This is a genomic window from Enterococcus sp. HMSC061C05 (genome assembly GCF_001814765.1).
In the GTDB taxonomy this organism is placed as follows: Bacteria; Bacillota; Bacilli; order Lactobacillales; family Enterococcaceae; genus Enterococcus_B; species Enterococcus_B lactis.
On record NZ_KV817744.1, the window covers coordinates 24,303 to 47,920 of the forward strand.

The window sequence follows — 23,618 nt, forward strand, 5'->3', positions numbered from 1 at the left end:
CTCCCATTTTTCTTTTCGAACACCTCCAAAGTTATAATCTTCATTTCTTTGTAATGATTACAATCCAGAACAACGGTTATTATAGCTGATTCATTTCCGTTCTTCTTATGTTTGTAAGCGCTTATTTAACAAGTTATGTAAATCTCTTTATTTTTTTTGATTTAAAAATGAAAAAATACAAAAGCAAGACTGTCATACGTCTCGCTTTTGTATTGAAATTTCTTCGATTAGAGATACTTATTACTGTTCAAAAGCTTCTTTGAAACGGTGAATCAATTCATTGACTACAGGGGATAAAATCCGATTCTTTTTCCAGACTAGCATACAGTTCGTTTCAATCATTGGGTCAAGCGGAACGAATGTCACTCGCTTTGAATGATGACTTACAGCACCTTCTATGACTAAAGCAGCGCCTACCTGATTCTCAATTAGCGCAAATACATTGAAAATCAAATTGTACGTTCCTGTGATCAGCAACTGCTCCTTTTTTATGCCTAACCAGTCAGCAAACATTCGCTGTATTTCTGGACGCTTTGAGATCAAAAGAGGTACATTCGCAAAGTCTTCTTTTGTTATCGCATCTTTTTTTGCTAAAACAGAATTTTCTGAAATGAGCAATCCCCATTTTTCCTTTCTTGGTAACAAAATCGTTTCGTATTTCTCTGTATCTACTGGATCTAGCAAAATCGCTAAATCTAACAGGCCTTTTTCTAGTCGCTCCGTGATATCATCACTTGTTCCACTGTGGATATGAAATTGAACGTTGGGATAATCACGGATCAGCTTTTCTAGTAATAGTGCCAATGTATTCGAATTATCAGCTTCCACACAGCCAATCGTAAATCGTCCGCTGAATAATTGTTTTTTTCTGTTCTCGAATTCTTGAGTGGTTTGATTTGTTAAATCTAAAATTTCTTCTGCCCGGCTTTTTAGAAAATAACCTGCTCCTGTCAAGATCATTTTGCGGTTTTCACGCACAAACAGTTCTGTTCCTAGTTCCTCTTCTAACTCCTTCAGTTGTCGGCTTAAGGTTGGTTGTGTAAGATGTAGAACTTCTGCGGCTTGAGAGATTGTTCCTTCTTCTGCAATTGTCCAAAAATATTTTAGTAAGCGTAACTCCATAGCGATGCTCCTTGATTTTTTTACTTGATACATTCCATTTTATTTCTAGATAACACACGATCATATTTCTTGATTTTTCCTTGTAAACGTTCCAAACATTCTTGCATTTCAGCTATTTTTTTCGTTAAAAGTTCACTTTCTTCAATCAAAAGCTTACGCCGCTCAAATACAGTTGCTTCTCCTTCGCTAGATAGGCGAATATATTCAATCAAAGACTCGATCGATAATCCGGCATTTCGCATACAGATCGTAAAGTCGACCCATTTTAGGTCTTCTTCTGTATAATCACGGATTCCGCCTTTTGTCCGATTAACTGGTGGAATCAACCCGATTCGTTCATAATAGCGCAATGTATCGGCCGAAATGCCCTTTTCTTCACTGACTTGTTTGATATTCATCTGATCACTCTTTCTCTTAATTTCTTGCCACTTTACTTATGTATTTTATTTATTCTACAACTTTAAGTGTACTCCAAGTCAATACTCATTTCTATTAAAACTAGGCTGGATTATCTATATCGGTTGTTTGTGTATTATTTCAAATAAAAAAGTCTTGTTTTTTTATTCTTTTTTGGATATACTTTTAACAATTTAGGGAAATTTTAGGAAAAGGGGTATAAAAATGACAACGTATCAGCGAAAGGTATTATTATCGACATCGGCGGGAATTGCTTTAGAGAATATGGATATTATGTTTTTAGCTTTTTCATTATCTTCAATGATTGCTTCTTTTCACATTAGTGGTACGCAAGCGGGTTTCATTTCAACGATCACTAATTTGGGGATGCTCATTGGAGGTATTTTTTTTGGCATCATAGCTGATAAATATGGACGTGTGAAAGTATTTTCTCAAACGGTCCTTCTGTTTTCGATTGCTTCTTTATTGATGTATTTTGCTTCAAACATCTACTTGGTTTATCTCTTTCGCTTTATCGCAGGTGTAGGAGCGGGAGGAGAATATGGGGCGTGTATGTCCTTGATTTCCGAAAGTTTTTCAAAAAAACAAATTGGACGAGCTTCTTCGGTTGCTGGTATTGGTGCGCAGGTCGGTGCGGCTTTGGCTGCGATTTTAGCTGCTGTGATCATTCCAACGTTTGGTTGGAAGATGTTGTATGTCGTAGGTGTACTGCCGGTGTTGATGGTCTTGTTCATTCGTCGCGGCTTGACTGAACCAAAGGAATTCAAATCTGTACAATCCGCCGAAAAGAAAACCAAACTTAGCAGACTGTTTGAATCAAAACATCTTGCTTGGCAAACATGTGGCCTTAGTATCATGGTAACTGTCCAAATTGCCGGCTATTTTGGGTTAATGAATTGGCTGCCTTCAATTATGCAAAATCGATTAGGGCTTTCGGTTTCTGGGTCTTCATTGTGGATGGTCAGTACTATTTTAGGCATGTCTTTGGGGATGATGACTTTTGGCATGATCATGGATAAATTGGGGCCTAAACTAGCCTTTTCTTTGTTTTTGATTTGTTCATCCTTATCTGTCTATCTACTTGTGTTAGCCCATAGCCAGTGGAGTTTGGTAGCAGCCGCTGTGATAGTCGGCTACTTTATCAATGGCATGTATGGTGGATATGGCGCAGTGATTAGTAGTTTGTATCCAACAGAAATCCGCGCGACGGCGAATAATTTCATTATGAACCTTGGACGAGCTGTTGGTGGTTTTTCTTCTATCGTCATCGGTTTCTTGATGGATCATTATAGTTTAACTGCCGTAATCTTGTTTTTGAGCGGTATTTACCTAGTCAGTCTGCTGGTCTTGACAACTCTTACTGGTGTTACAGCATTAAAGGAAAGCTTGCAGCATTGACATTTGCTTTTATAAATGACAAGAAAAAGGTGTGGCAAAAGCTTGCATCTGCGGTAATAAGACTAGCCAAATCAAAAACATGAGACACTGTTTCCGTTTGGCTGGTCTTATTACTTGATGCAGGGCAGCTTTTTCACGACCTCTGTTTCACGGTGTTCAATCAGTTTGCTCTTCAGTATTCGTTCAAAGCGCTGATTTTCACAACCTCTTACTTTATATCGGCACATCTTCCATTGTCCAAACTAAAGTTCCTTCATAATCCCCAACTTCATCTGAAGGTCTTAGTTTCAGTTGGATATTTCCTATTTGCCCAAAACTTGCTTTCCCCGTTCCTTGCCAAATCTGTTGATCACTTCCAGTTAATTCGATTGTTTTTCCTTGGATAGTGAAAAACAAGGGACATAACTGCTTAGACTTATCATTGATCAGCGGTTTTTCTTCTCGGACTTTGATTGTCCATTTGCTTTGTTCTAAATGGCTAGAATCTTCAACCTGAATTTCTCTCTGGTTTACTGCCGCAACAAATGTGTCATTGGCAGGTATTTCTTGTTCCCCAAAATCGATGCTTTTAGGTAAAAGCAATTGCGGGCCTTTTTCGACTGCTAGTTTCCTTCTATCTGGCGGCGACTGTTCTTTGTCGTCAGTCATTACATAGAATGAAACTTCTTTTCCAATCCAATTTTCTGGAAAAGCTATCTTTATTTCGTCTTCTACTTTTTCTGGTACATGTGAGTAGGTCTGTAGTCTTGTTTCTTCCTCATTACATTTAGCCATCAAATAGATAGTTGAATCTCCTTCATGAGAAAATGTGAATTTGATGGTACAACTTTTACTAAATCTGGATACCATCAAAGGATTTTCTTTATTCAACAATTCAAATCTCAAGGGTTCGCCTTTGCGGTAGCGATGGATGATCGTTTGTGTTTCTGGATGGAATCTCCCATGATCAGTTTCTTCATTTTTTTTCGGAAAGAACCCGCTTATCTCAGGATAATCCTTCGATAAATCATAATCTGTCGTAAGGATACCGGTCTTAACCACTTCTTGACTCAAAGACCTATCTTGTTCATCTAAAAATTGAATGTGGACTTCTCCTAAATAATTGACGAGACTAGTACCTGTATTTTCTGCAGTCTCCTGTCCATTTAAAATCGTTTTGACTTTAAAAGGCAGCGGTAACCGATCATTTATGATGGCCGAAGTTTCAACTACATTTTCTTTGCCTGTCCATTCCAACTCGACTTCATATTGCAAAACGGTATCATACAATCGATGATCTTCAGGATTTTTCGCAGTGATCACCATTTCCTGCCCTTCGACCTTACTGCTGAATAATTCCGTTATATCTTCTCCACTAAAATTCGTCACTTTTACTTTTTTTGCTTTGTATTGCTGGGTTTTAGCTATTTGCTCTAAACCGAATCGAACTTGGAGTTGATTGGCTTTTTTCCATTGGCTAATATTAGGAATCGTTTGCTTTGCCTTTAAGCAAACATCTTGGTCTGCTTTTTCAAAAAAAGAATCTGTAGCATAAGCAGAAGGAAACTCTGGCTTAGCCAAGAAATCTGTTCGATATATAACTGAGGATGGTGTGCTGTCATTGTTGTGCACCACAACGTGAAGTTGGGAGACTGGATTTGTGATTACCTCAAAGCTTTGTCTAGGATCTCTCCAAGGTACGTTTGGTGTGATGTTTTTATAATAGCCCCAATAGTCTCCCCACTGACGGTCCCCATCTCCATACACGTCATAAACGATATTCGTCGGATTATTTGTACATAAATATTTGATTACTCGGCTAGGATTGCGATACCCTACATACTTATTGACATTCAATCCATAATAGTTGAAAGAGGTCTCAATCGTTAAAGGATTCCCACTCGTATCTAAAAAGTCATAGGTTATGATCATTTCACCAGAAATATCGATACTTAAAAAGTTCCCTTCAGTAAAAAAAACCGATCCGCCATCTAAGTTACTTTTATTTCTTTCAAGCGTTACTTTCAGATTCACTTCTTGCCCCTTATAGAAACCGACATTTTTGATCAAGGCGCTACTTTTACTTGTACTCCAGTCAACTGTGACAATCTTTCCCGTCACTTTTCCCTCAATTGGCTCCACAGAAGTATGCTCACCATAATGCATGATGAATGTATTGTCCGCAGGAGTCGTGATTTGATTGGCCCATCGGAAATAACCTAAATCCGTGAGAGGTCTAGGAGCTGCTGCTACTTTTGGCGATAGCCATAGCAGGACAATAAGCGTAAAAACCGACAGTACTATTTTTTTAGACTTAGCCATTTTCTTACCTCCTGCTTTGCTTATTCTTTTTTTTCATGTGGTATAACATTTCTGCAATCATGATTAGACAAACGCCTAATATGATGAGCAGCCAGCAAGTATTCTCATTTGTTTTCGGAAATAACGTCTCTTCCATGGCCATCGGCTTTTCTGTACTATTTTCTGTAATCGTTACTTTTTCCATCGGAACATGCTTACCTTGGTTATTTTCTTGATAAAAAGAGATACCAGCTTCACTCGTTGTCTTTTCAGTTGCAGAAACTGGTAATGCTATTCCGAACATGAGTACGAAGAATCCTAACCTAATTGCCCATTTCATGTCTATCTCCTCCTAAACTAGCTTTTCTCTCGTTTCAATTTAGAAATATACCAGACCAGACAGATGATGACGATTAGGCAAAAAGCAAGGAAGAAATACATCATGGTATTCGTTGGTTCATCTTCTTTTTCTACATGTACTGCTTCTTTATTCAGTTTTTCGTCATCTCCTTTGATTTCAAATGCTTTTACCAGTGTCCATTTTTTCCCTAAAGCGTCTTTCAAATGGATCGTTAATTCATAGAAACCTTTTTTCAATGGTTTGTTTTCCCAACTGATTGGTAACTCAAATTTGCTTCTTGGAGCCATAGAGATTTTTTTCGACAATTGATGCAAGACACCATCTTTTCCTTTTTTCGTTATCTCTGCTTCCATTTGCATTTGACTCATTAGGACCGGCTGCTTATTCTCCAGAGTAGCAAATAACGTAAGATAGCCGTTTTGCAAACCTGATTTTACTTTAGACAATGCAAATTCAGGATCGATCGTTTTATCTGAACACCTTAATTGAGCACCGATCGTATAGGCGAACTTGTTTGCCAAACTGAATCCATCATTTTTTTCTTCTTTTTCTTTTGTTTCCTCATAACAATAGAATCCACCTAGTATCGTACCGTCAAATCCTTGCTTAGGTATATCTAACTGGAAGGTTGCTTGTCTTATTTCTTGTGGTTTTAACGTAATGGTTTGTGGCTTCGAAGCAATCTCTTCGAAAGTCGGACTTCCTAGTAACTTTTCCCCGTGCTTGGAATAATCCACTGCACCATTAGAGTTGGTCACAGCGTTATTCGCTTCTACTTTGACATTTACTTGACGATTACTTGTATTCGTTAATTGAATTGTCAATTTTTGCTGTATACCAGCTTGTACTTTCAAGTCAAAATAACTAGCTTCTGAAATCTGGTTTTCAGGTAAAATCGCTTCTGCATCAAAACTGACTTTGTTTTGATCAGCAAATGAACTAGCAGAGAAATACAGTAAGATCAACAGAAACAAGCTACTAAAAAAGATGGGAAAGACATATCCCCATCTTCTTGTTTTATGCTGGAGCATCTGTCAACACCCAAGTTAGTTCTGCTGTATAGCTTTGTGCTTCCACTCCCGCACGGGGTACATGAAGCTTGACGTTTTCATTGCTGCCATCTGTTCCTTCAAATACTGCTGCAAAGGCGCCTGCCCCTTCTCCTTCTTTCGCAAGCATCACGTTTTGGTAGTCATTATTCAAAACAAAAGTTTGTTTTGGCGTATCTGCTAATGTTGGCGGTGTGGATTGATTGTCTTTTGTCACTACTTTTCCATTAGCTAATGATAATTGTGCGCCAGTTAGCTCATGTCCGTTTTCTCCAATAAATGGTGAGATCGAAACGCCTAATGTCCAACCTTTTGCTCCTCCACGAGTATCATTGACTTGGACATGTGGACGTTGATTCAAGGCAAAATAATCTGCATCTCCCTGTTTTATTTCTTGTTGTCCAAAAGTAATATTCGATGCAAATGGAATAGATAATGCTCCTGTATCTCCAGTGCTTGGGTCATCATCATGCGTATCATTTGGCACGATAGGCGTGACATCATTTCCAGATCCAGCCTTTAACGTCACATCTGCTTGGTTCGTTGTTGCAGAAAGTGTATGATCGTCCTCTTCTGCAAAAACATAGCCCCCTGAGATACTGAGCGCCAACAAACCTAGAGCCGTACACGCAATCACTTGTTTTTTCATCTATAATTCCTCCTAAATAATAATTGGTTTAATTTAACCAAGGCTAATTTTGGCACGGAGAGAACGTCTTTTCTAGTTTAAGAAATTTCTAAAAAAAGGAAAAAAAATAAAAGTAATATGATTAATTCAGTATTTATACGCAAAAAAGAGGCAGATTCTCTCAGAAATTCAAAAATTTGAACTTTCTAAAGAGAAAATCTGCCACCGAAGTTTAAGTCTAGCTATTTTTCTTGAGCGATTCGATAAAGTAATTCTTCCAACTGCCGCCAATTTCGTTCGGTCGGAAGATTTTTCATTAAAAGCAATGGAATATCTTGTGTATCTAAATAATAATTTGAGATAACCAAATCTACTTCTGTGATTGCAGTTTGATAGTCATAAAAAGCTAGTAAGTATGAATGACCAAATAATCGATGGATCTTGTTCATCAGCCAAAGACGATGCGTGTGATGCAGATCATCCTGTATGAGAATTTTTATCGGATCCATTGCGCTTAAGAGTAAATCGTAATAGTCAAGAATGTAATAATAATTCAAGAAAAGCTGCTCCCAATTATCTATTACTTGCAGTACCTCTTTTTCAGCATATTTTCTCACCGTTTTTTGGAGTTGCTTGATTCTTTTATATATCCTTGGATTTTCTGCTTTGATTTCTTTTGCATAAGAGCGATTGAAAAAAAGATCTGTATTCCCAAAAAAGAAACGGCTTCTTTCATGGAAAGCAACAAAATTGAATACTAATTCTTGATCATCTGTATCCAATCGAAAATCAAATTCTTTCTTTACAGCGTTTTCTAAAGCTACTAAGGTTCTGTAACACAAGCTGTCACTAATTTCATGTGTCTTTGCATAACTATTCTCGTATGTTGGATTTCCGTCAATGACGCCGAATGAATAAATCACTTGATACAAAAAATACTGTTCATCTTCCGATAAAGGGCTCTCGATTGCTTCGAGCCATTGTCCGATCAACAAAAAGAATGGATCTTTCTTGATGACTTGTTGATCTGTTTTATCGACTATTATCGAAGCAAATGAGCTTCTTTCTAAAATAACAGTCAGCCAATAAGAAAATACTCGTTTTTGAAGAGGATCTAGCTGGATATGATAGATTCTCTCAAACTTCAAGAGATAGTTCTCGATTTTTTCTTTTGGAAACTTGAATGGCCAGCCGCCAGTTCGAGTAGAATGCCAATAAAAGTAATAATAGAAACTTCGAATATACTGTTCTTTTGCTTCAAGTTCTAGTTTAAACGGATGGAATGTGATCCGATACCTCTCAAAGTACTTTACTAATAACTTCGCGTAACGAAAAACTGTGGATACACTCGTATATTGAGCGTCTGCATAATCTTCCAAATTTTTCTCAGGATGTTGATACATGAATTCAATCAAATGATAATTATATGATTTTCTGTAGAAATGAAGATAAATAGTGTAGATTGGGAAGTTCTCCTGCTTTTCCATAGAAAAGCGCCGATTATTCTCATTCTTCAAAATGACCTTATCAGGATATTGTTGGAACAATTCTTCTAAATCTGTTAGATAATTCAAGATAGACTTACTTGATACCTTCAATTCGTTTTGTAGCTCTTCTATTGAACACCAACGTTCTGTTTCAAGCAGTAAATGAATCATTTTAATTTTCTTTTGAGAAACTTTTGTTAAAAAAGTCTGCATATCTTCTCCTCCTGTATCTACTTTACTATACTACATACAAGAAAAAAACGGATACAAATATCCCACTGCAAAACAGTTAATGGTGCATAAATCTGTTATTATTTCTCTTTTTTTCCTAACCATTCTCTTGATATGAATCATTTAATCGTTTATTATATAAATGTCAATAATCTAATAATAAAATAACGTACATATTTTATTATTACATACTTAATAACAGAACTATAGCAAAAAATCCCGTGTATCAACACGGGATTAGATTAAGTTTCCTCAATCACTATTCATAACACAATTATTATAACAAGTAAGTAAACAATTGAAAAGGACATTTATTGAAAACGGTTGTTTTTTACTTAAGGAGGAAATTTAGTGAAAAAATTAGTTGCGTTGTTTTTGGTCGCAGGAAGTTTGTTAAGTGGGTGTGGTGCTACTACGTCTACTACTCAAAGCACAAGTTCAGCTCAGGCTTCCAGCAGCAGTACCACGATCTCCGAAAGTACGGCAGATACATCGAAAGAACAAGAACAAATTGAAAAGAAAAAAGAAGAAGAAAAACAAAAAGCGGAAAAAGCTGCACTAGAAAAAAAAGTGACAGAAGCGGAATCTGCTTTGTCACAAGCTGAAGCAAATCCTACAAAAGAAAACTATGCAACGGCTTCAGCAGCTATCCAAGCGCTACCTGAAAACAAACAAGAGTTGACAAGCCGTCTTGCTGCAATTGATTCCACAATCAAAGCAAAAGAAGCAGAAGAAGAACGGAAAAAACAAGAAGAAATTGCACGACAACAAGCAGAACAAGCGCAACAAGAAGCAATTGCACAGCAGCAAGCCGAACAGGCGAGGCAAGAAGCAATCGCACAGCAGCAAGCTGAACAGGCGCGACAGCAGGCAGCAGCTGAACAGGCCTCTCAGCAGGCACAAGCCGCAGCTCCTGAGCAAAATAATGAACAAACTGTCTATGTCACACCGACCGGTTCAAAATACCATACACATAAATGTGGAAATGGTACGTATACCCCTGCCACTTTAAGCGAAGCTCAAGCTCGTGGTTTAACCCCTTGCTCCAAATGTTATGGAAACTAATTCAAAAGTTATACTATAATAATAAAATTCTTCTGAAACATAAAAAAATAGAAGCTGGCGTTCCAGATAGTAAACCAAAAATAGCAGTTTATACTTCCATTTCGTCAGCTTCTCTCTTTTTTCATTTAGTCTGTTCCCTCTGCTTTTTTGGACATCTTCATTCATTCTTTCTCAATCAAATAGTACACCTCTTTTTCTTTTCGCAGTTTGTATCTTCCTTTTTTCAATTTCATTGAAAATTGTTTCGAATGTTTATGTTTTACATGGATTTTAAGTAGGAGCTCCTCGTGTTGCAAGCGATAGTTCCCGCCTTTTAAATCAGAAAATCTCACAAGTCCGTATTCATCAGAAGCTTTCACAAATGGAACTTTTTCTCTAGTAATATAGTGTTTGCCGTTGAGCGTTTTTACAGAAAAGACCATTCCTTCGATTGGTCGTCCGTTTGTGTTCTTTACATAAAAAGATAAAGGATAGTTTCGCTTAGCGATGGCCAAAGAATCTAAATAAGCGATGAGTAGCCAAACTAAGCCGATTGATCCAAGTAGTATACCGATAAACCAAATAAAAAATTTCCATTTTTTCCATTGATCAATTCCTTGGATCGCTTTTTTTGCCTCTTTTGCTTGATAAGGAATACGATGCCCCGTCACAAGCAGTCGATGTGTATTGACCATATAAGGAGTGCAGGTAAGCAAAGTCACGAGATCCCTACCTTTTTGGATACCCAAAGAATCTACTTGATCAGGTAAGACCACTTGGATTTTTTCTACTTGATACGCCAATGTCTTTCCATTGATCTGGATGAAGAACTGGTCTCCTTTTTTCAACTTAGGCAAATCTGTAAATAATTTTGCTTCTGGGAGTCCACGATGCCCAGAAAGAACGGCATGGGTGCTTTTCCCGCCAATCGGATAAGAACTTCCTTCCAATAATGACGTTCCTTTTTGCAAAAATATTTCCGTTGTCTGATTGAATATGGGTAAGCTGACATTGATTTTTGGGATTTCGATGACTCCAAGCATATGTTCCATAAAAAAGGCATTACTAGGTAAATCTTTTAATGCTTTTGCATCAACTGCTTGGTTGAAACTGCCTATCCCTGGTGATACGTTTTGCTCTGCCAACTGTTGGTTTTTCTTTGTCATTTTTTCCTGCTGTTTTTTTATTTCTTCTGAGTTCTTACTCGATGCCTGCTTTTGATAATGGATGATCATTTGCTGGGCAAGAAAATCATTCAGTGAATCTTCTACAAAAGGATAAGAAAAGATCCCGATCCCAACGACTAAAATGATTGCCATGAAGATGTCCAGTATTCTTATTCTGCTTTTTTTCATCATGTCCACCTATTTTCTAATATGTATATGAAGAGGTTGTGAAATCAGCGCCTTGACCTGAGTATTAGAGAAGCAAACGGAAAAATAGTTCCTCATATTTTGCCGTTTGCTCAGCTAATACCAAAGGTCAGCTGATTGAACACCGTTTAAGAAAGAGGTCGTGAGCCTGCCGTTCAGCTCTGAGTCACAAGGAACAATTTCAAAAAACAGCTTCTCATGTTTGATGAATATTGTGACTTGTGACCGAGGAGTTGGCAGGAGAACACCGTTTAAAGAAGAGGTTGTGAAAAAGCAGTTTAGTTTCGAGTATTAAGATAAATTTTGTGAAAATGGTTCCTCACATTGTTGCATACATTTGACTTAATACCAAGAGACCGACCACTTCTGTCACAACCTTTCTCCCCATTTGAATCACTGTCGTTTATTTATCGTATGATTTTTGTTTCCAATAGTTTAAGCTTCTGTTTCTTGATGGCGTTTTTTGAAGTAGATCACTGCTCCTCCAACTAAAGCAATACCTACCAAGATGAATACGATGATCCCCATACCCCCAGTTGAAGGCAAGATTCCTTTAGGTTGGTTATCGATCGTTGTTTCATCAGAAGTTGTTGGATCATCATCTACTGTAAATTCAGTGTACGCAGCTTCATTCTTAGGTAATGCGTAGCCTTCTGGTGCTTTTGTTTCTTGAAGGCAGTATGCCCCTTGTTTCAGCCCTTCGATTGAAAATTCCCCTTCTGAATCAGAAATCAGTTTCACTTCTTCCCAGTCAGAACCTGTGACTTCATCTGACCAAGCATATGGGTATTCTCCTGAGGCAAGGTTTGCTATTTTTTTCATTAATTTAACAGTTGGATCTTTTGCTCTTAGAATAGAAAATTCTGCACCGGCTAATTTTTCTTGCGTGTTCACATCTTGTTTGATGAAGTGGAAATCACCGTAGTTTTGGACATTTTCTACAGTAATCGTGTTATCCGTAGTTGTATTTTCCCGATTGACTACACCGTTTGGATTCCCAAGATTGGCTTCATCCGCGCCATGGATGATACCGGTTGTTTGTTGCAATTTTCCGTTTTCTACTACAAATGAGGTTTCTTTTTGTGGATTGGTCAATTGATAACCATCTGGTGCTTTTGTTTCAACTAAAGTATAATTGCCGTCTAGTAACCCATTGACACTGATGGATCCTTCAGTATTAGTTATGAATGTTAATGCTGATTCGGCAGGGCCATAAAGAGCGACACCAGTGTTTTCATCAAAACCAGTCACAAATTGATTGTCTGAATTTTTGATCTGGAATTGCGCCCCTGCTAACTTATCTACCCCTGAAAAGTTCCCAGCTTTTTGGATTTTGATCTTGCTTTCTTTGATGACATTTTTAGCATATAGATGAATCGTGTCTAAAGGTTTGTCAGGGTCTGATGAATCAGGGTTGTAAAAGGGTAAGCTTAACACGATATTTGGCGACGTTTCGACACCAGGTTTTGGTGTTTCTACAAAGACGTATACAGCATCTTTCCCATCAGATTTACCTGGAAGAGTCAAGTTAGCTAATCCTTCACCAGAAGTCGTTACACTTGCAAAAGGTGTAGCGTCTGCTGGAACTGCTGTATCTTTACTTGGATAGTACGTAGCGGTGATGTCGTATACGTTGAATTCTACGCCATTCAATGGTTCGCTATTCGGAAATGTCAATTCCGTTCCGTTGTTTATTTGATTTTCTGGTGCTGAAGTGAATTTCAATTTATGCAAATTAACCGTGACATTTTCTGGTGTAGGTGATACGGCTGCAGAAACATCTGCAGTTCCTAGGCTGAGAACGAAAGGAAGCAACATAATAGTAGTTCCTAGAAGTGCCCATATTTTTGTTTTGATGTTTTTCATTTTATTTCCCTCCTATTGTTTCCTTTTTGTTTTTTTTTATAAAACCAAGCTGCCCCTGTTGAAAGGACTAGCAACAACCCTAAGATTGAAAAATTTCCAAGCATCTCTTCGTTTGTTTTTGGAAAGCTTCCTCCACTTTTTTCATTTGATGGGCCATTCGTCTGCATCTGAACTGGCGTTTTTCCGTTATTTGTCCGATTTGCTTCTGGTTCGTTGATGATTTCCAATGGTATAGGATGAAGCGGATCATAACTGCCTTCTTCAACTTCAAAGAGAATTGGTGCTGGACTCCATACATATCCTTTAGGCGGCTTGATCTCAACTAGTTCATAGCTTCCAAAAGACAAACCATGGACAGAAAATGTTCCATCTTTACCGGAAGTAAAAATCGATGCTCTCGGATCATCTTTGGCTACCCAGTGATTTATCCCATTTTCTTGCGCTAAATATTGGTTATCTCTTTTGACTAGAAATTGAGCATCTGCCAGTCTTTGTTTCGTTTGCCCATCCACTTTGACAAATTGTTTGCCACCTGTTTGGATGGCAAGATGTGTTTCTACTGTTTGATTGTCAGTCGTCAAACGTACCTCGTTGTCAAATGTCGTTTTTTCACTGTTTTCTTTCAATGACATTTGGTAACGGATCGTTAATTTTTTCCCAGCAAACGAACTGAGATCTTTTCCAGAATCTGATAATACAAAACCATGTTTTGTTTTTTGTGTATGAAATGTATGAATCTTTTCTCCCCCAATCAAAAGATCGATCGTTTCTGGTTTTAGCCACAACTGAGGATCAGCTGTATCTGTGATCGTATAGGTTCCTATCTCGTTGATGTTCTCAGGAATTGTGGTAGTGATGAGATAAGGTACTTTATCCCCATCTGCAAAATCTGTCTGCTTGTTCTCTACTTTTTTTGTTAATGTGAGTGCAGCAGGTATTTTTTGTTCGCTCTTGGGATACAAGTGGATGATCGTCAATTTATGATTAGATGAATCTGTCACAGGAAGCACGACGACAAATGGTGCTGATTTTTCTTTTACTTGATCTGAAGATTTTATTTCCGCAAATCGGTAAACAGCGTCACGACCTTGCTCGTCTTTGTCCGATACACGAAAAGAAGCAACGCCCTCTTCCCCGTCTACTGTTTTTGTTACACTTTCTGCCAGTATTTTTCCACTGTCACTTTTTTGTGCTAGCTTTCTTTGTGCATCTTCTACACTACTTCCTTCTGATCGCAGCTTGTAAAATTCATCCGAGACATCATATATAGCAAAAGTAACACCGTTCAACCCTTTTGCCTCCTGAAAGTTATCTGGACTAGCCATTCCGTCGTTTTGACTGATACTGGGCATCTGTTCGCTTTCGAACATTCGATTATGCAAAGTAAATGTAATAGATGATTCTCTGGCTGACACAGTCGGAGAACCAATAAAAAATCCCAGTAGGATAAAAAAGAGAACAGCAAACCTATCCACACGTACGTTTTTTGTTTTTTTCATCACTGTTCACCTGCTTTGCTCTTACGATGGATAAAATAAAAGAAGCCAGAAAAAATAAAGATCATTCCTAAAAAGACAAAGGGCAGTAGACCTATCCCGCCTGTCGAAGGAAGCAAGAGAGTCGGATTGATCGTCAACTCAGCGGTATCTGTTGCGGTAATCGAATAATTATTGTTTACAGTTCCTTCCCCTAAACTAATCGTTACTATTTGTGTTCCGATATCTGTCCGGCTGTTAGCTGTTAGTGTATAATCCAATGCTTCACCTGAGACAACACCAGTAACGTGGACATTTCCAACCGGTATCGAGTGACTTTGGGCATCATAATTAAAGGCAGCGTCATCGACAGTAATCACTGCATCAGCTTTATTGATGGTATAGGTTCCTGATGTGTTAGCTATATCAGTAAATGACATCTTGGGATTTGCTGCTTTGACCTTATCTATTCCGCTTTTCGTTAATTTGATTGCATAGCTGCCAACATCAACCATATTTTTTGCTGATTGTGCATCTACTGTGTAGTCCGTGTTGCTAAGTGTCACTTGCACTGGAGTAACCGAACTGGTGACACCTTCTGCTAGCTTGACATGGATCGACGGGATTCCTGCTTTTCCATCATATGTCTTACTGCCACCGAGCTCTACCGTACCGCTGATTGGCTTGATCGTATAGATATCAGATGTCTGCACGATAGTAAATAGATAGTTTGTTCTGGCAGCTAGTTTAGCTAATCCGCTTTCTGTCAATTGCCAAGACGTATAGGTTCCAATTTCAGTAGGCGCAGTTACTTCAACTCCCTTTTCATTCATCGCTTTGAAATCAGTTGGATTCCATGTGATTTGCTCAATACTGAGATCATTGTTTAAAAGGAATGTTGATTCTGTTTTATCATTAAAGGTATATTTAACGATCGGTACAACAGAAAGACCATCATAGTACTTACTGCCATTTGCATTGATTGATACTGTTGCATTTGTCTTATAATATAGGATGACTTCAGAAATCTGTTTTCCATTTGCGTCCTTTACGATTACATTTCCATTTGTATCTAAACTAGCTGAAACACTCGTTGCTGATTGGTTCTTTGTTTCTGTTGCTGAAACAGCTGTAAAGGTATATCCGCTGATAATAGGCACATTAGTCGTCAGGTCTTGTGCAGCACTTCCGTAAGTAAGATTCATTATTTTAGAAGGAGCAATCGTCTGTCCAAAATAGTCTTGATACTTAATAGTGATTGGTGTTTGTTTGCCTGTATAGGTCACCGTATCGACGTTACTTTCTAGGGCTGTGAAAGAACCGTTTGTTTGTGCAAAAGAATAGCCCGTTACTGCTGTTGGAATAATAACCACTTTGTCCCCCACATGGATTCCAGATAGTGTAGTCCCGTATGTTCCAGTTTGTGCTATCCCACCATTAACAGTATAAGAGAATGTTCCAGGTTGGTTTGCATTGACCTGAACCGCCGCTGCTTGATAGGTTGGAACAACTGAAATATTCCCCTTGTTATCAACGATCTGTCCATTTTTGATCGAGTACCCTGTGAATGGAATATCGTTTGCTAACTGTATACCGATTGAAAAAGTACTCATACCTCCTCCGGCAGGAAGCCCTCCCCATGTTGAGGGTGTAAAAGAATAACTTTTATCCGCATTGGGTGTAACGGAATCGATCGTATTTCCAGCGGTAGCCACCCCCATATAGATACTTTTTGGGAAGGTGGTAGTAGTACCATTTACTGTGGAGCCAATAAACAGATTATGGATATCTGGACGGTTATCAATAAAAGCGATTGCTTTGGTAACACCTTGTAACATGGTTTTATCCGCACTCATCGTTCCGTTAACCGCAACAATGACTCCATCTTTGGCATATATCACTGTATATCCATCTGGTATGGTATGTCCGTTGAAATTCGTAGTGGCCGCAACAGCACTGAATGTCTGACTTCTACCTGTTTCTGAATAAGCTTTTTCCCCTGCTGCTTTTGCTGCTGCAATTTCTTTTTCTGTCGGATCAATCAGCTGAGTCGAGGATGTGGTTGAGGTTGTCTCGTTGTTGCTAGACTGATTGGTACTTTCTGTTGACTGTATTTCAGAATGGGGTGGACTATTTGTCTCCTCTGTCGTTTGGTTAGCAAAACTTGACGTTTCTGTATAAACGGTTACATTCCTATTGGATAAACTTCCTAAGAAAGTAAGAATCACGATTATCGAAACTGCAATGGAACGCAAGTGTTTTCTTCGAGATACAGCTTTTAGTCTAGAATCAAAATGTTTTTGACATATACGTTGGATTTTATTTTGAGTTTTCTTGATCATTTTCATCCCTCCTCTCAATAAAAAAACGTTATCAAATAAGCACGTGCACGTTATTCAAAATCTAATTTTTACTATTTTATTGATGCATGGAAAGTTTGGATCATTTCTATTCTCTTTTTATTCTAAGATTATTCTATTCCTCACGCTTAATAGAAAAGATTTATTTTTAAATAAAAAATACTCTTTTTTTACGATTATTAAAAAAAAAAGATAAAACTTGATGAATTGAAGTATTGCTTAATTTTGGAAGCTAGGGGGGGAAGAATAAAAGCATATATATTGTTTCAAGAACAAAATCTTGTTATCTTTTTAAAGGACATTTGTCCAAAATCTAATTTTAGGAGGTACGTTTTGACATTTATTCGTACAAATAAAAGAGAATTATCTTTATTCATTCTTTATTTTTTATTCATAGGATTTCAATTAGGGATCCTTCCATTAGCCTTATTATCTATGGTAACGAACAGTGATTTAATACATTCAGAGTTTGTTGTGTTCGCGGTTAACTTATGTATTCCTTCTATTATTGGAATCATTTTGTTTCGTAAAGAGATCATAGAAAGTTTTTCTTATTTCAAAGAAAAAACTTGGCTGAGAATTGCTAGTATATTTTTTTGGGTAGGCTTGATCTTTTTAGTAGATGTCTTCATGCAACACATTTTAGGTCCTACTAACCAATCAGCCAATCAGGAATCTTTATCGCAATTAGGAAAACAAACGCCGCTATTTTTGACTTTGATTGTTTTTGCTTTCCTTGGCCCGATTTTAGAAGAACTTATTTTTCGTCATCTTTTAATTAATTGGCTTTCTCAATCTATTGGTTTAATTTTGTCTTCTTTGATTTCTATTTTTCTATTTACATTTATTCATGTAACGCATCCAATTGATTTTTTCATGTACGCTCCTGGAACGATTTTACTGACGATTGCTTATTTAACTGCGAATCGCTCATTAGCTTTTATCATGGCTATCCATATTTTGAATAACGTTCTTGGTTTTGTATTATAGATACAGATGACAAAAAAAATTCAAGTATGCGACATTGGTTCTACGCCGCATACTTGAATTTTTTTCAATTAGTATACATCAAAACTTCTAATTTTCATTTCCCATCAACTGATACGCTCGACCATCCGAACTTCTTTTGAAAAAACCGAATGTGATTAGGTAACGCCTTTGTTCGACATAATCAGCACTAGAAAATACGTCCATCAATATCGAATTGACTTCTGTTTCTGTATAGATTACTCCATGTTCGAATCGTTTCAAGACTTCTTTCAGCAGGATGTATTTCTTTTTTGTTGCGCTTGGTACTTGTTTTACTTTTCCATCCTTCATAAATGTCTCCAAAACTTTCATTTTCTCTTGCTCCGTATAAGTATAAATCATCTTCTTTCTCCTTTTGATTCTAAGAATACTCCATTTATGTTAGAATATTCTATATTTTTTTGTTAAAGCGGTTACTCTCAAGAAAGATATTATCATATGGCTCTTTTTTTTACTAATATTTGTCGATAGACTCATCCTAATAAGTTATTCGCCCAGTCGAGTAATTAAAAAATACTGAATCAAGAATATTGCATTCCATGATAAGAACAAAAAAGAACCCTTGAATACCAAGGGTTCTTTCTCTGTCTGATAACAATGATTAACGACGGATTTCTTTGATACGAGCAGCTTTTCCGTGTAATGCACGTAAACAAAACCACTATATTCTATTATGTATCTAACACCCTCAAAACAGCTATAAATCAACAATACCGACATAAAATAAACACTATGTTCAATCTGAGATATATCAAAGGTAAACGCATTTTTGCCCCCTTTTTGCCCCTCAAATATCGCTTTACAATAAGAACGTAAGTTCGTATAATCGTTTTGAGGTGATTTTTATGATGGAAGAATTTATTAGAAAAAATATCAGTGACGAATATGCAGACTTTTATGAGAAAAGCAGCAAAAAAGATAAATTCCAGATGGATGTTTCAATCTTAGCTATATTAGCTTTTTCCGAAAATAACCAACCTGTAACTGCAAAAAAAGAAACAGTATTCTCTGAAGGCAAAATAAAAACTCGATATATTTTAGAGGTAGAAACTAAGTTTAAAAATAGATCGGAGTAATGGTTATGCTTTTTAATGAGACGCAATTATGGTTTAAATTTGACCCTTCGAATAGATTTATCAAAGATTTTTATAAAGTATGGAATTCAGAAGTTTTCTTTTTAGCAATCGAAGATAGCTTATTAATCAATCTCTACTATTCTAATAAGAACTACTTTAAAATCCCTGCTGCGAAAACTAGAATGAAGAAAGACGTATATTTTTTGTTTGATGTCGTGACTGACGTGCCAGACGCTCGAAGCGATCATCGGCGTTATGACTATATAAAGTATACTTTCGTTGATCCAGAAAGGTATATAGATTAAAATAAGTTACCTAAAAAGGACAAATACAAATTTTATTATCTTATTCATAGTAAGAAGATAATTTTAAGATTGCGAAATACGATACTATTTGTAATCTATAATATCAGTCCTATAAAATAAACATCTAATTAATTACTCTAAATCCTAATTATAAGCCTTTTTTCTCACTTTTTTTCAAAAATATGGTATGCTTCTTAGTGAATTCAAATATAAAAGAGTTTAAAGCGTAATACACTTATGGGGAAGTGGTTTGGGGTGCGCTTTAAACTCTTCTTTATTATTATCTCACAGCAGGCTTAAAAGGTCTATGGATTAAGTTATGTAAAAAAGTGCCTCTTTAAACGTCCTAAAATCCAAACAAGGATAGCATAATATACACTATCGTTGATCCAGAAAACAGGTAAATAAATTTTGCAAAAGCAATAAGTTAAAAACATTACAAAAAAGACAAGGATATCACATCAAGAAAAAATGTTTTGAAAATATCTTTGCCTTTTTGTATTATATCTATATTAAATAATCAATCACAACACACTAACTAATTTATATATTTAATTTGTTGTTTTTCTATAATTGGATAACTAATTAACTTATGACTATCTAAGTCTTCTTTATTCATATCAATTGCAGTAATTTGACTGTCTTCATATGTTCGATAATAATAGATTCCTTTATCAACATTGCAACAAGAAGAATAAATTGTATATTCATATTTTCCATCACCAACATCACACAAACCTTTTTGTTGTTCTACTGAACCTAAGATATGGAAAAATTGACTAATACTTTCTGACTCTGAATCTCCAGATACAGAATTCAGCTTCGTAAAAGTCGCTTTAACAAAACGAGATACTGAGGATAAATCTCCAGGCAAGCCTATCCCTCCCATACCGCGGCTATAGGCATTCAAACTTATTTGATTTGAAAAATTATTTTTAGGAGTTTCACTCGATAAGACACGATAATTGTTTAAATTAAATAATTGATAGTCAAATGAAGGATTATTGGTAAGAACGCCCACAGGGTTATCATATATATGAAGTCCATCTTTCATACTTTCAATGACAATTGATTTTTCTTTATCAGCTAATAGCCAATGTAAAGGGGATAAAGGAAGTTCGTCACTATAATTTATATTTGCTAAATTGATATTTTTTAACAATTTTTTAGCTTCTCCTACTGTTGAGCATTGTCCTAAAATCCAAGGAATAAATTCAAAAGGAGATACATTGTCTTTCCCTTCTTGTATTTCTTTATAATCAGCATACCCAGAAAAATTTAGTCCAGCCATACTCAATCCTTTTTCATTTGTCGCATCGTAATAAAGAGGGTAGTCAGCTATACCAGCGGCAATACCAATCATTGCATAATGAGTATCCAAATCATTTACCTTTCGAAAATTCAACTTATAATTTCTTGGAGTAATAGTGACTACTTCATTGTAAGATATTTCATAATCAAAATTCCTTCCAAAATAATGATCACTTGTTACATAAGTAATAGACGTACACATAGTTTATTCCTCCTAAATATTTTTCTGTCCACGTTCATATTACTCCAAAGTTTTCCTCATTCCAAAAGAAAAGCACAGAATACACAAAGAAGCGTTTTTATTTGTATAAACTATATCAAAGTTCTATACTTAAATTATCAAATAAAAAGGACGTGAAGATAAATGTCAAATTTAGAAAACAAAGAAGAAAAAGTTGTAAACAAAATTGTTTCTGTTGTCAATAAACTGGATAAAGAGTTAGACGAACTTGATACGTTATCTGAAAATCCAGAAAAAAAACATAACCTAAAAAAATGGTTAGTTGAACGAAAGGCTATTCATGAAATTAAAAAAGTTCTTCATGAAGCTGATAAATATGAAAAATATGATGAAAAAGAACTTGATAAAGAATTTAAAGAAATCAATGACTTATTACTCTGATCTATTAAACGACTCATTATGAGTCGTTTTTTTATACAAAGAAACTATCTGGAGGTAATCCAAATATAAATATTGATTGTAGTACAAAAAAGAAGCGTCCGAAGACGCTTCGCTGTTTAAATGCGTAAAAAGATTGGGAAATTGATTCATCAGCTATTACGACTATTATTATAATCTCATCCTATAAAAAATCAATACTAAAAAACTATTCTTTCGAGTAGCTCTGAACAGATGTCATCATAACTTATGAAGGAAATAGACATAAGATTGTGTATAAAAAAATAACCACCCGAAGGTGGCTGAAGAAAGCTTTTATTTACATAAATACTCTTCTAAATAATTTTAACACAGAACTAACTTAATTACTATATGTACCCTGTAGGACTCAACCTACGACCGGATGGTTATGAGCCGTCTGCTCTAACCAATTGAGCTAAAGGTACGAGAAGCCATCACAACTACTGCAAACAAAAAGAATGGACATAGACTAGATAATAATGGTTTTCATTCTTTGTTGTGATGGCACATTAATTATTACACATTTAATAGCAAAAAACTAGATTGTACTTATTCTTTGTAAAATATATTATTTTATGCTATTATTTCCAAGTCATAAAAAGAAAAAAGCTTCAGATACTTATCTTTTTGGGGAAAGACTCTAGGGTGAGGGAGTATCTGAAGCTTTTTTCTATGTTTATTATCTCACATAGTTATTTTTTAGTCTATTATTTGCTTAATTTTTTATATTATAATAATTTTATTTGCTCCTTAATTAGTAACGAACTACTCTAAATTGCTAGCAATAATTACGGTATCTAGCTTAAAATAAAAAAACACCTCAAATGAGGTGTTTAAAGTTCAACATTATTTTACAATATTTACTGCTTGAGGGCCACGTTGACCTTCTTCAATATCATAAGTAACTGCTTGGCCTTCATCTAAAGACTTGAAGCCTTCTCCCTGGATCGCTGAGAAATGTGCAAATACGTCATTTCCATCTTCTCCAGTGATAAATCCAAAACCTTTGTCTGAGTTAAACCATTTTACTGTACCGTTATTCATATATATTTCCTCCTGATACGTATATAATACGTGTTTTGTTGCAATTAATATTACTTTGTAAAAGGAGTTTTTATAGTGTGAATATATCGCTCAGATTACGTTTCAAATTAGATTACTTGTTTAGTATAACACGAATGTAATGGTAACACAAGGCTAACACGATTTAATATAAAGAACTATATTTAAGCATTTAGAAGAGTTAATTGCAGAACGAAAATACAAATACAATACTGATTAAAATTAAATAAAAAAACCACCTTTTGGAGGTGGCCCACAAGGGACGGCGTACTTACATTACGCTTAATAATTATTATCGTATTCCTTGTGTCGGCAGTGCGAAATTAATTCGCCTGTAAGTTAATCATAAAGTAACTATCTGCTAAATGCAATAGTTATGCTTAAAAAAATTTAGCTTATTTTTTAAGGCAACCTCATACAAGAATGTTCCGGTATATTTCTCATTTCTCTGTTATCAATCTTGAACGATGTCCATAATCTGTTTGCCAATATATCACTAGCTTGTATCAAATAATTATGTTTAGAATCGCAATAAGACACATTTATTTCTAACTTACCTTTCCAAATAGGTTCATAAAATACACCATAATTAAAATTATGAACACCATTTTTTAGTTCTTCATATACTGATTCCTCAAAATTATAATAGCCATTACTTGCAGTGGCTTGCTCATCCACACAGATACATAGCTTTAAGTCGTCCTCTGGATTCAATAATCCTCTATTTATCAGCAATTTAATTTTTTCTTTGACCAGTCTTTTTAATACATAATCTTTATATCTGTGTATTGATTTTTTATGATCTAAAATATTTGACTGTACCCTTTTGATATCAACTGTTAATCCCATACTATGTTCGTTTTTTAAAACCCTGTATAATTCGTATTTTTCACTTTTATCTAAATAACAAGCTTTTAATTCTTCTCTGTTACCTCGTTTGGTTTGGATTCGTTGAACCACTTTTTTATATTTTCTTTTTGCAATTTCTTTATTATCCTTGCCAATGAATGCGTATCCAGCGTAGACAAAAAATCTATTAGGTGCATTCCTATGCAAGACGCCTGAATCATCAAAAAATAAATGTAATTCTTCCAACAGCCGCTT

At 35.9% G+C, this 23,618-nt stretch carries 21 protein-coding genes and 1 tRNA gene; 6 read left to right on the forward strand and 16 right to left on the reverse strand.

Features of this window, described 5'->3' with window-relative positions:
• Positions 1–240: 240 nt before the first annotated feature.
• Positions 241–1,122: a LysR family transcriptional regulator gene (locus tag HMPREF2988_RS07170; RefSeq protein WP_070770303.1), complete on the reverse strand. Its 882-nt coding sequence runs from the start codon at positions 1,120–1,122 to the stop codon at positions 241–243.
• Between the two features lie 20 nt (positions 1,123–1,142).
• Complete coding sequence (locus tag HMPREF2988_RS07175) at positions 1,143–1,520, reverse strand: MerR family transcriptional regulator (protein ID WP_002302962.1); 378 nt, start codon at positions 1,518–1,520, stop codon at positions 1,143–1,145.
• Between the two features lie 223 nt (positions 1,521–1,743).
• Here HMPREF2988_RS07175 and HMPREF2988_RS07180 point away from each other — a divergent pair, with 223 nt between their 5' ends.
• The gene (locus HMPREF2988_RS07180; protein ID WP_070770304.1) at positions 1,744–2,937 is read left to right on the forward strand and encodes an MFS transporter; all 1,194 of its coding nucleotides are present in this window, start codon (positions 1,744–1,746) and stop codon (positions 2,935–2,937) included.
• 213 nt (positions 2,938–3,150) lie between these two features.
• On the opposite strand, the gene HMPREF2988_RS07185 is transcribed toward HMPREF2988_RS07180, so the two are convergent.
• From HMPREF2988_RS07185 to HMPREF2988_RS07205, 5 genes are all read right to left on the reverse strand, one after another.
• Positions 3,151–5,238 (reverse strand): hypothetical protein, encoded by a 2,088-nt coding sequence (locus tag HMPREF2988_RS07185; protein WP_070770305.1) that lies wholly within the window; start codon positions 5,236–5,238, stop codon positions 3,151–3,153.
• Positions 5,239–5,242: 4 nt separating this feature from the next.
• Positions 5,243–5,557 carry a hypothetical protein gene (locus HMPREF2988_RS07190; protein WP_070770306.1) on the reverse strand — a complete coding sequence of 105 codons (315 nt, stop codon included), beginning with the start codon at positions 5,555–5,557 and terminating at the stop codon, positions 5,243–5,245.
• A gap of 17 nt (positions 5,558–5,574) precedes the next feature.
• Positions 5,575–6,609 carry a WxLIP family cell surface protein gene (locus HMPREF2988_RS07195; RefSeq protein WP_070770307.1) on the reverse strand — a complete coding sequence of 345 codons (1,035 nt, stop codon included), beginning with the start codon at positions 6,607–6,609 and terminating at the stop codon, positions 5,575–5,577.
• Entirely contained in the window at positions 6,596–7,276 is a 681-nt protein-coding gene (locus tag HMPREF2988_RS07200) for a WxL domain-containing protein (protein WP_070770308.1), read from the reverse strand. The genes HMPREF2988_RS07195 and HMPREF2988_RS07200 overlap by 14 nt, the downstream gene beginning before the upstream one ends.
• A 221-nt stretch (positions 7,277–7,497) precedes the next feature.
• Positions 7,498–8,955, reverse strand: coding sequence for an AcpB/EbpR/MafR family transcriptional regulator (locus tag HMPREF2988_RS07205; protein WP_070770309.1), 1,458 nt, complete (start codon positions 8,953–8,955; stop codon positions 7,498–7,500).
• Between the two features lie 369 nt (positions 8,956–9,324).
• Between HMPREF2988_RS07205 and HMPREF2988_RS07210 the strand changes: the two genes are divergently transcribed.
• The gene (locus HMPREF2988_RS07210; RefSeq protein WP_257243311.1) at positions 9,325–10,038 is read left to right on the forward strand and encodes a hypothetical protein; all 714 of its coding nucleotides are present in this window, start codon (positions 9,325–9,327) and stop codon (positions 10,036–10,038) included.
• Positions 10,039–10,199: 161 nt separating this feature from the next.
• On the opposite strand, the gene HMPREF2988_RS07220 is transcribed toward HMPREF2988_RS07210, so the two are convergent.
• The 4 genes from HMPREF2988_RS07220 to HMPREF2988_RS07235 form a co-directional block, all read right to left on the reverse strand.
• On the reverse strand, positions 10,200–11,372 hold the full coding sequence (locus HMPREF2988_RS07220; RefSeq protein WP_070770311.1) for a class C sortase: 1,173 nt from the start codon (positions 11,370–11,372) through the stop codon (positions 10,200–10,202).
• Positions 11,373–11,825: 453 nt separating this feature from the next.
• Positions 11,826–13,256, reverse strand: a complete 1,431-nt coding sequence (locus HMPREF2988_RS13775; protein WP_070770312.1) for a SpaH/EbpB family LPXTG-anchored major pilin — start codon at positions 13,254–13,256, stop codon at positions 11,826–11,828.
• Positions 13,253–14,755, reverse strand: a complete 1,503-nt coding sequence (locus HMPREF2988_RS07230; RefSeq protein WP_083314615.1) for a SpaH/EbpB family LPXTG-anchored major pilin — start codon at positions 14,753–14,755, stop codon at positions 13,253–13,255. The genes HMPREF2988_RS13775 and HMPREF2988_RS07230 overlap by 4 nt, the downstream gene beginning before the upstream one ends.
• Positions 14,755–17,079: an MBG domain-containing protein gene (locus tag HMPREF2988_RS07235; RefSeq protein ID WP_070770313.1), complete on the reverse strand. Its 2,325-nt coding sequence runs from the start codon at positions 17,077–17,079 to the stop codon at positions 14,755–14,757. Before HMPREF2988_RS07235 ends, HMPREF2988_RS07230 begins: the two co-directional genes overlap by 1 nt.
• 345 nt (positions 17,080–17,424) lie before the next feature.
• On the opposite strand from HMPREF2988_RS07235, the gene HMPREF2988_RS07240 reads away from it, so the two are divergent.
• The gene (locus HMPREF2988_RS07240; protein ID WP_070770314.1) at positions 17,425–18,081 is read left to right on the forward strand and encodes a CPBP family intramembrane glutamic endopeptidase; all 657 of its coding nucleotides are present in this window, start codon (positions 17,425–17,427) and stop codon (positions 18,079–18,081) included.
• A gap of 87 nt (positions 18,082–18,168) precedes the next feature.
• On the opposite strand, the gene HMPREF2988_RS07245 is transcribed toward HMPREF2988_RS07240, so the two are convergent.
• The gene (locus HMPREF2988_RS07245) at positions 18,169–18,462 is read right to left on the reverse strand and encodes a DUF2087 domain-containing protein (protein ID WP_002335881.1); all 294 of its coding nucleotides are present in this window, start codon (positions 18,460–18,462) and stop codon (positions 18,169–18,171) included.
• Positions 18,463–18,965: 503 nt separating this feature from the next.
• Between HMPREF2988_RS07245 and HMPREF2988_RS07250 the strand changes: the two genes are divergently transcribed.
• Together HMPREF2988_RS07250 and HMPREF2988_RS07255 are read left to right on the forward strand one after the other, a co-directional pair.
• Positions 18,966–19,196 (forward strand): hypothetical protein, encoded by a 231-nt coding sequence (locus HMPREF2988_RS07250; RefSeq protein ID WP_002293960.1) that lies wholly within the window; start codon positions 18,966–18,968, stop codon positions 19,194–19,196.
• A gap of 5 nt (positions 19,197–19,201) precedes the next feature.
• Positions 19,202–19,501 carry a DUF5960 family protein gene (locus HMPREF2988_RS07255; protein ID WP_002326897.1) on the forward strand — a complete coding sequence of 100 codons (300 nt, stop codon included), beginning with the start codon at positions 19,202–19,204 and terminating at the stop codon, positions 19,499–19,501.
• A gap of 538 nt (positions 19,502–20,039) precedes the next feature.
• Here HMPREF2988_RS07255 and bsh read toward each other — a convergent pair.
• Complete coding sequence (gene bsh, locus HMPREF2988_RS07260; protein ID WP_002295271.1) at positions 20,040–21,014, reverse strand: choloylglycine hydrolase; 975 nt, start codon at positions 21,012–21,014, stop codon at positions 20,040–20,042.
• 162 nt (positions 21,015–21,176) lie between these two features.
• Here bsh and HMPREF2988_RS07265 point away from each other — a divergent pair, with 162 nt between their 5' ends.
• Positions 21,177–21,434, forward strand: coding sequence for a hypothetical protein (locus HMPREF2988_RS07265; protein WP_002295273.1), 258 nt, complete (start codon positions 21,177–21,179; stop codon positions 21,432–21,434).
• A gap of 370 nt (positions 21,435–21,804) precedes the next feature.
• Here HMPREF2988_RS07265 and HMPREF2988_RS07270 read toward each other — a convergent pair.
• From HMPREF2988_RS07270 to HMPREF2988_RS07280, 3 genes are all read right to left on the reverse strand, one after another.
• Positions 21,805–21,877: transfer RNA gene (locus tag HMPREF2988_RS07270), tRNA-Ile, on the reverse strand.
• A gap of 421 nt (positions 21,878–22,298) precedes the next feature.
• Positions 22,299–22,496 (reverse strand): cold-shock protein, encoded by a 198-nt coding sequence (locus tag HMPREF2988_RS07275; RefSeq protein ID WP_002293041.1) that lies wholly within the window; start codon positions 22,494–22,496, stop codon positions 22,299–22,301.
• A 420-nt stretch (positions 22,497–22,916) separates the two neighbouring features.
• Positions 22,917–23,609 carry a DUF3800 domain-containing protein gene (locus HMPREF2988_RS07280; RefSeq protein ID WP_002325016.1) on the reverse strand — a complete coding sequence of 231 codons (693 nt, stop codon included), beginning with the start codon at positions 23,607–23,609 and terminating at the stop codon, positions 22,917–22,919.
• Positions 23,610–23,618: the final 9 nt, after the last annotated feature.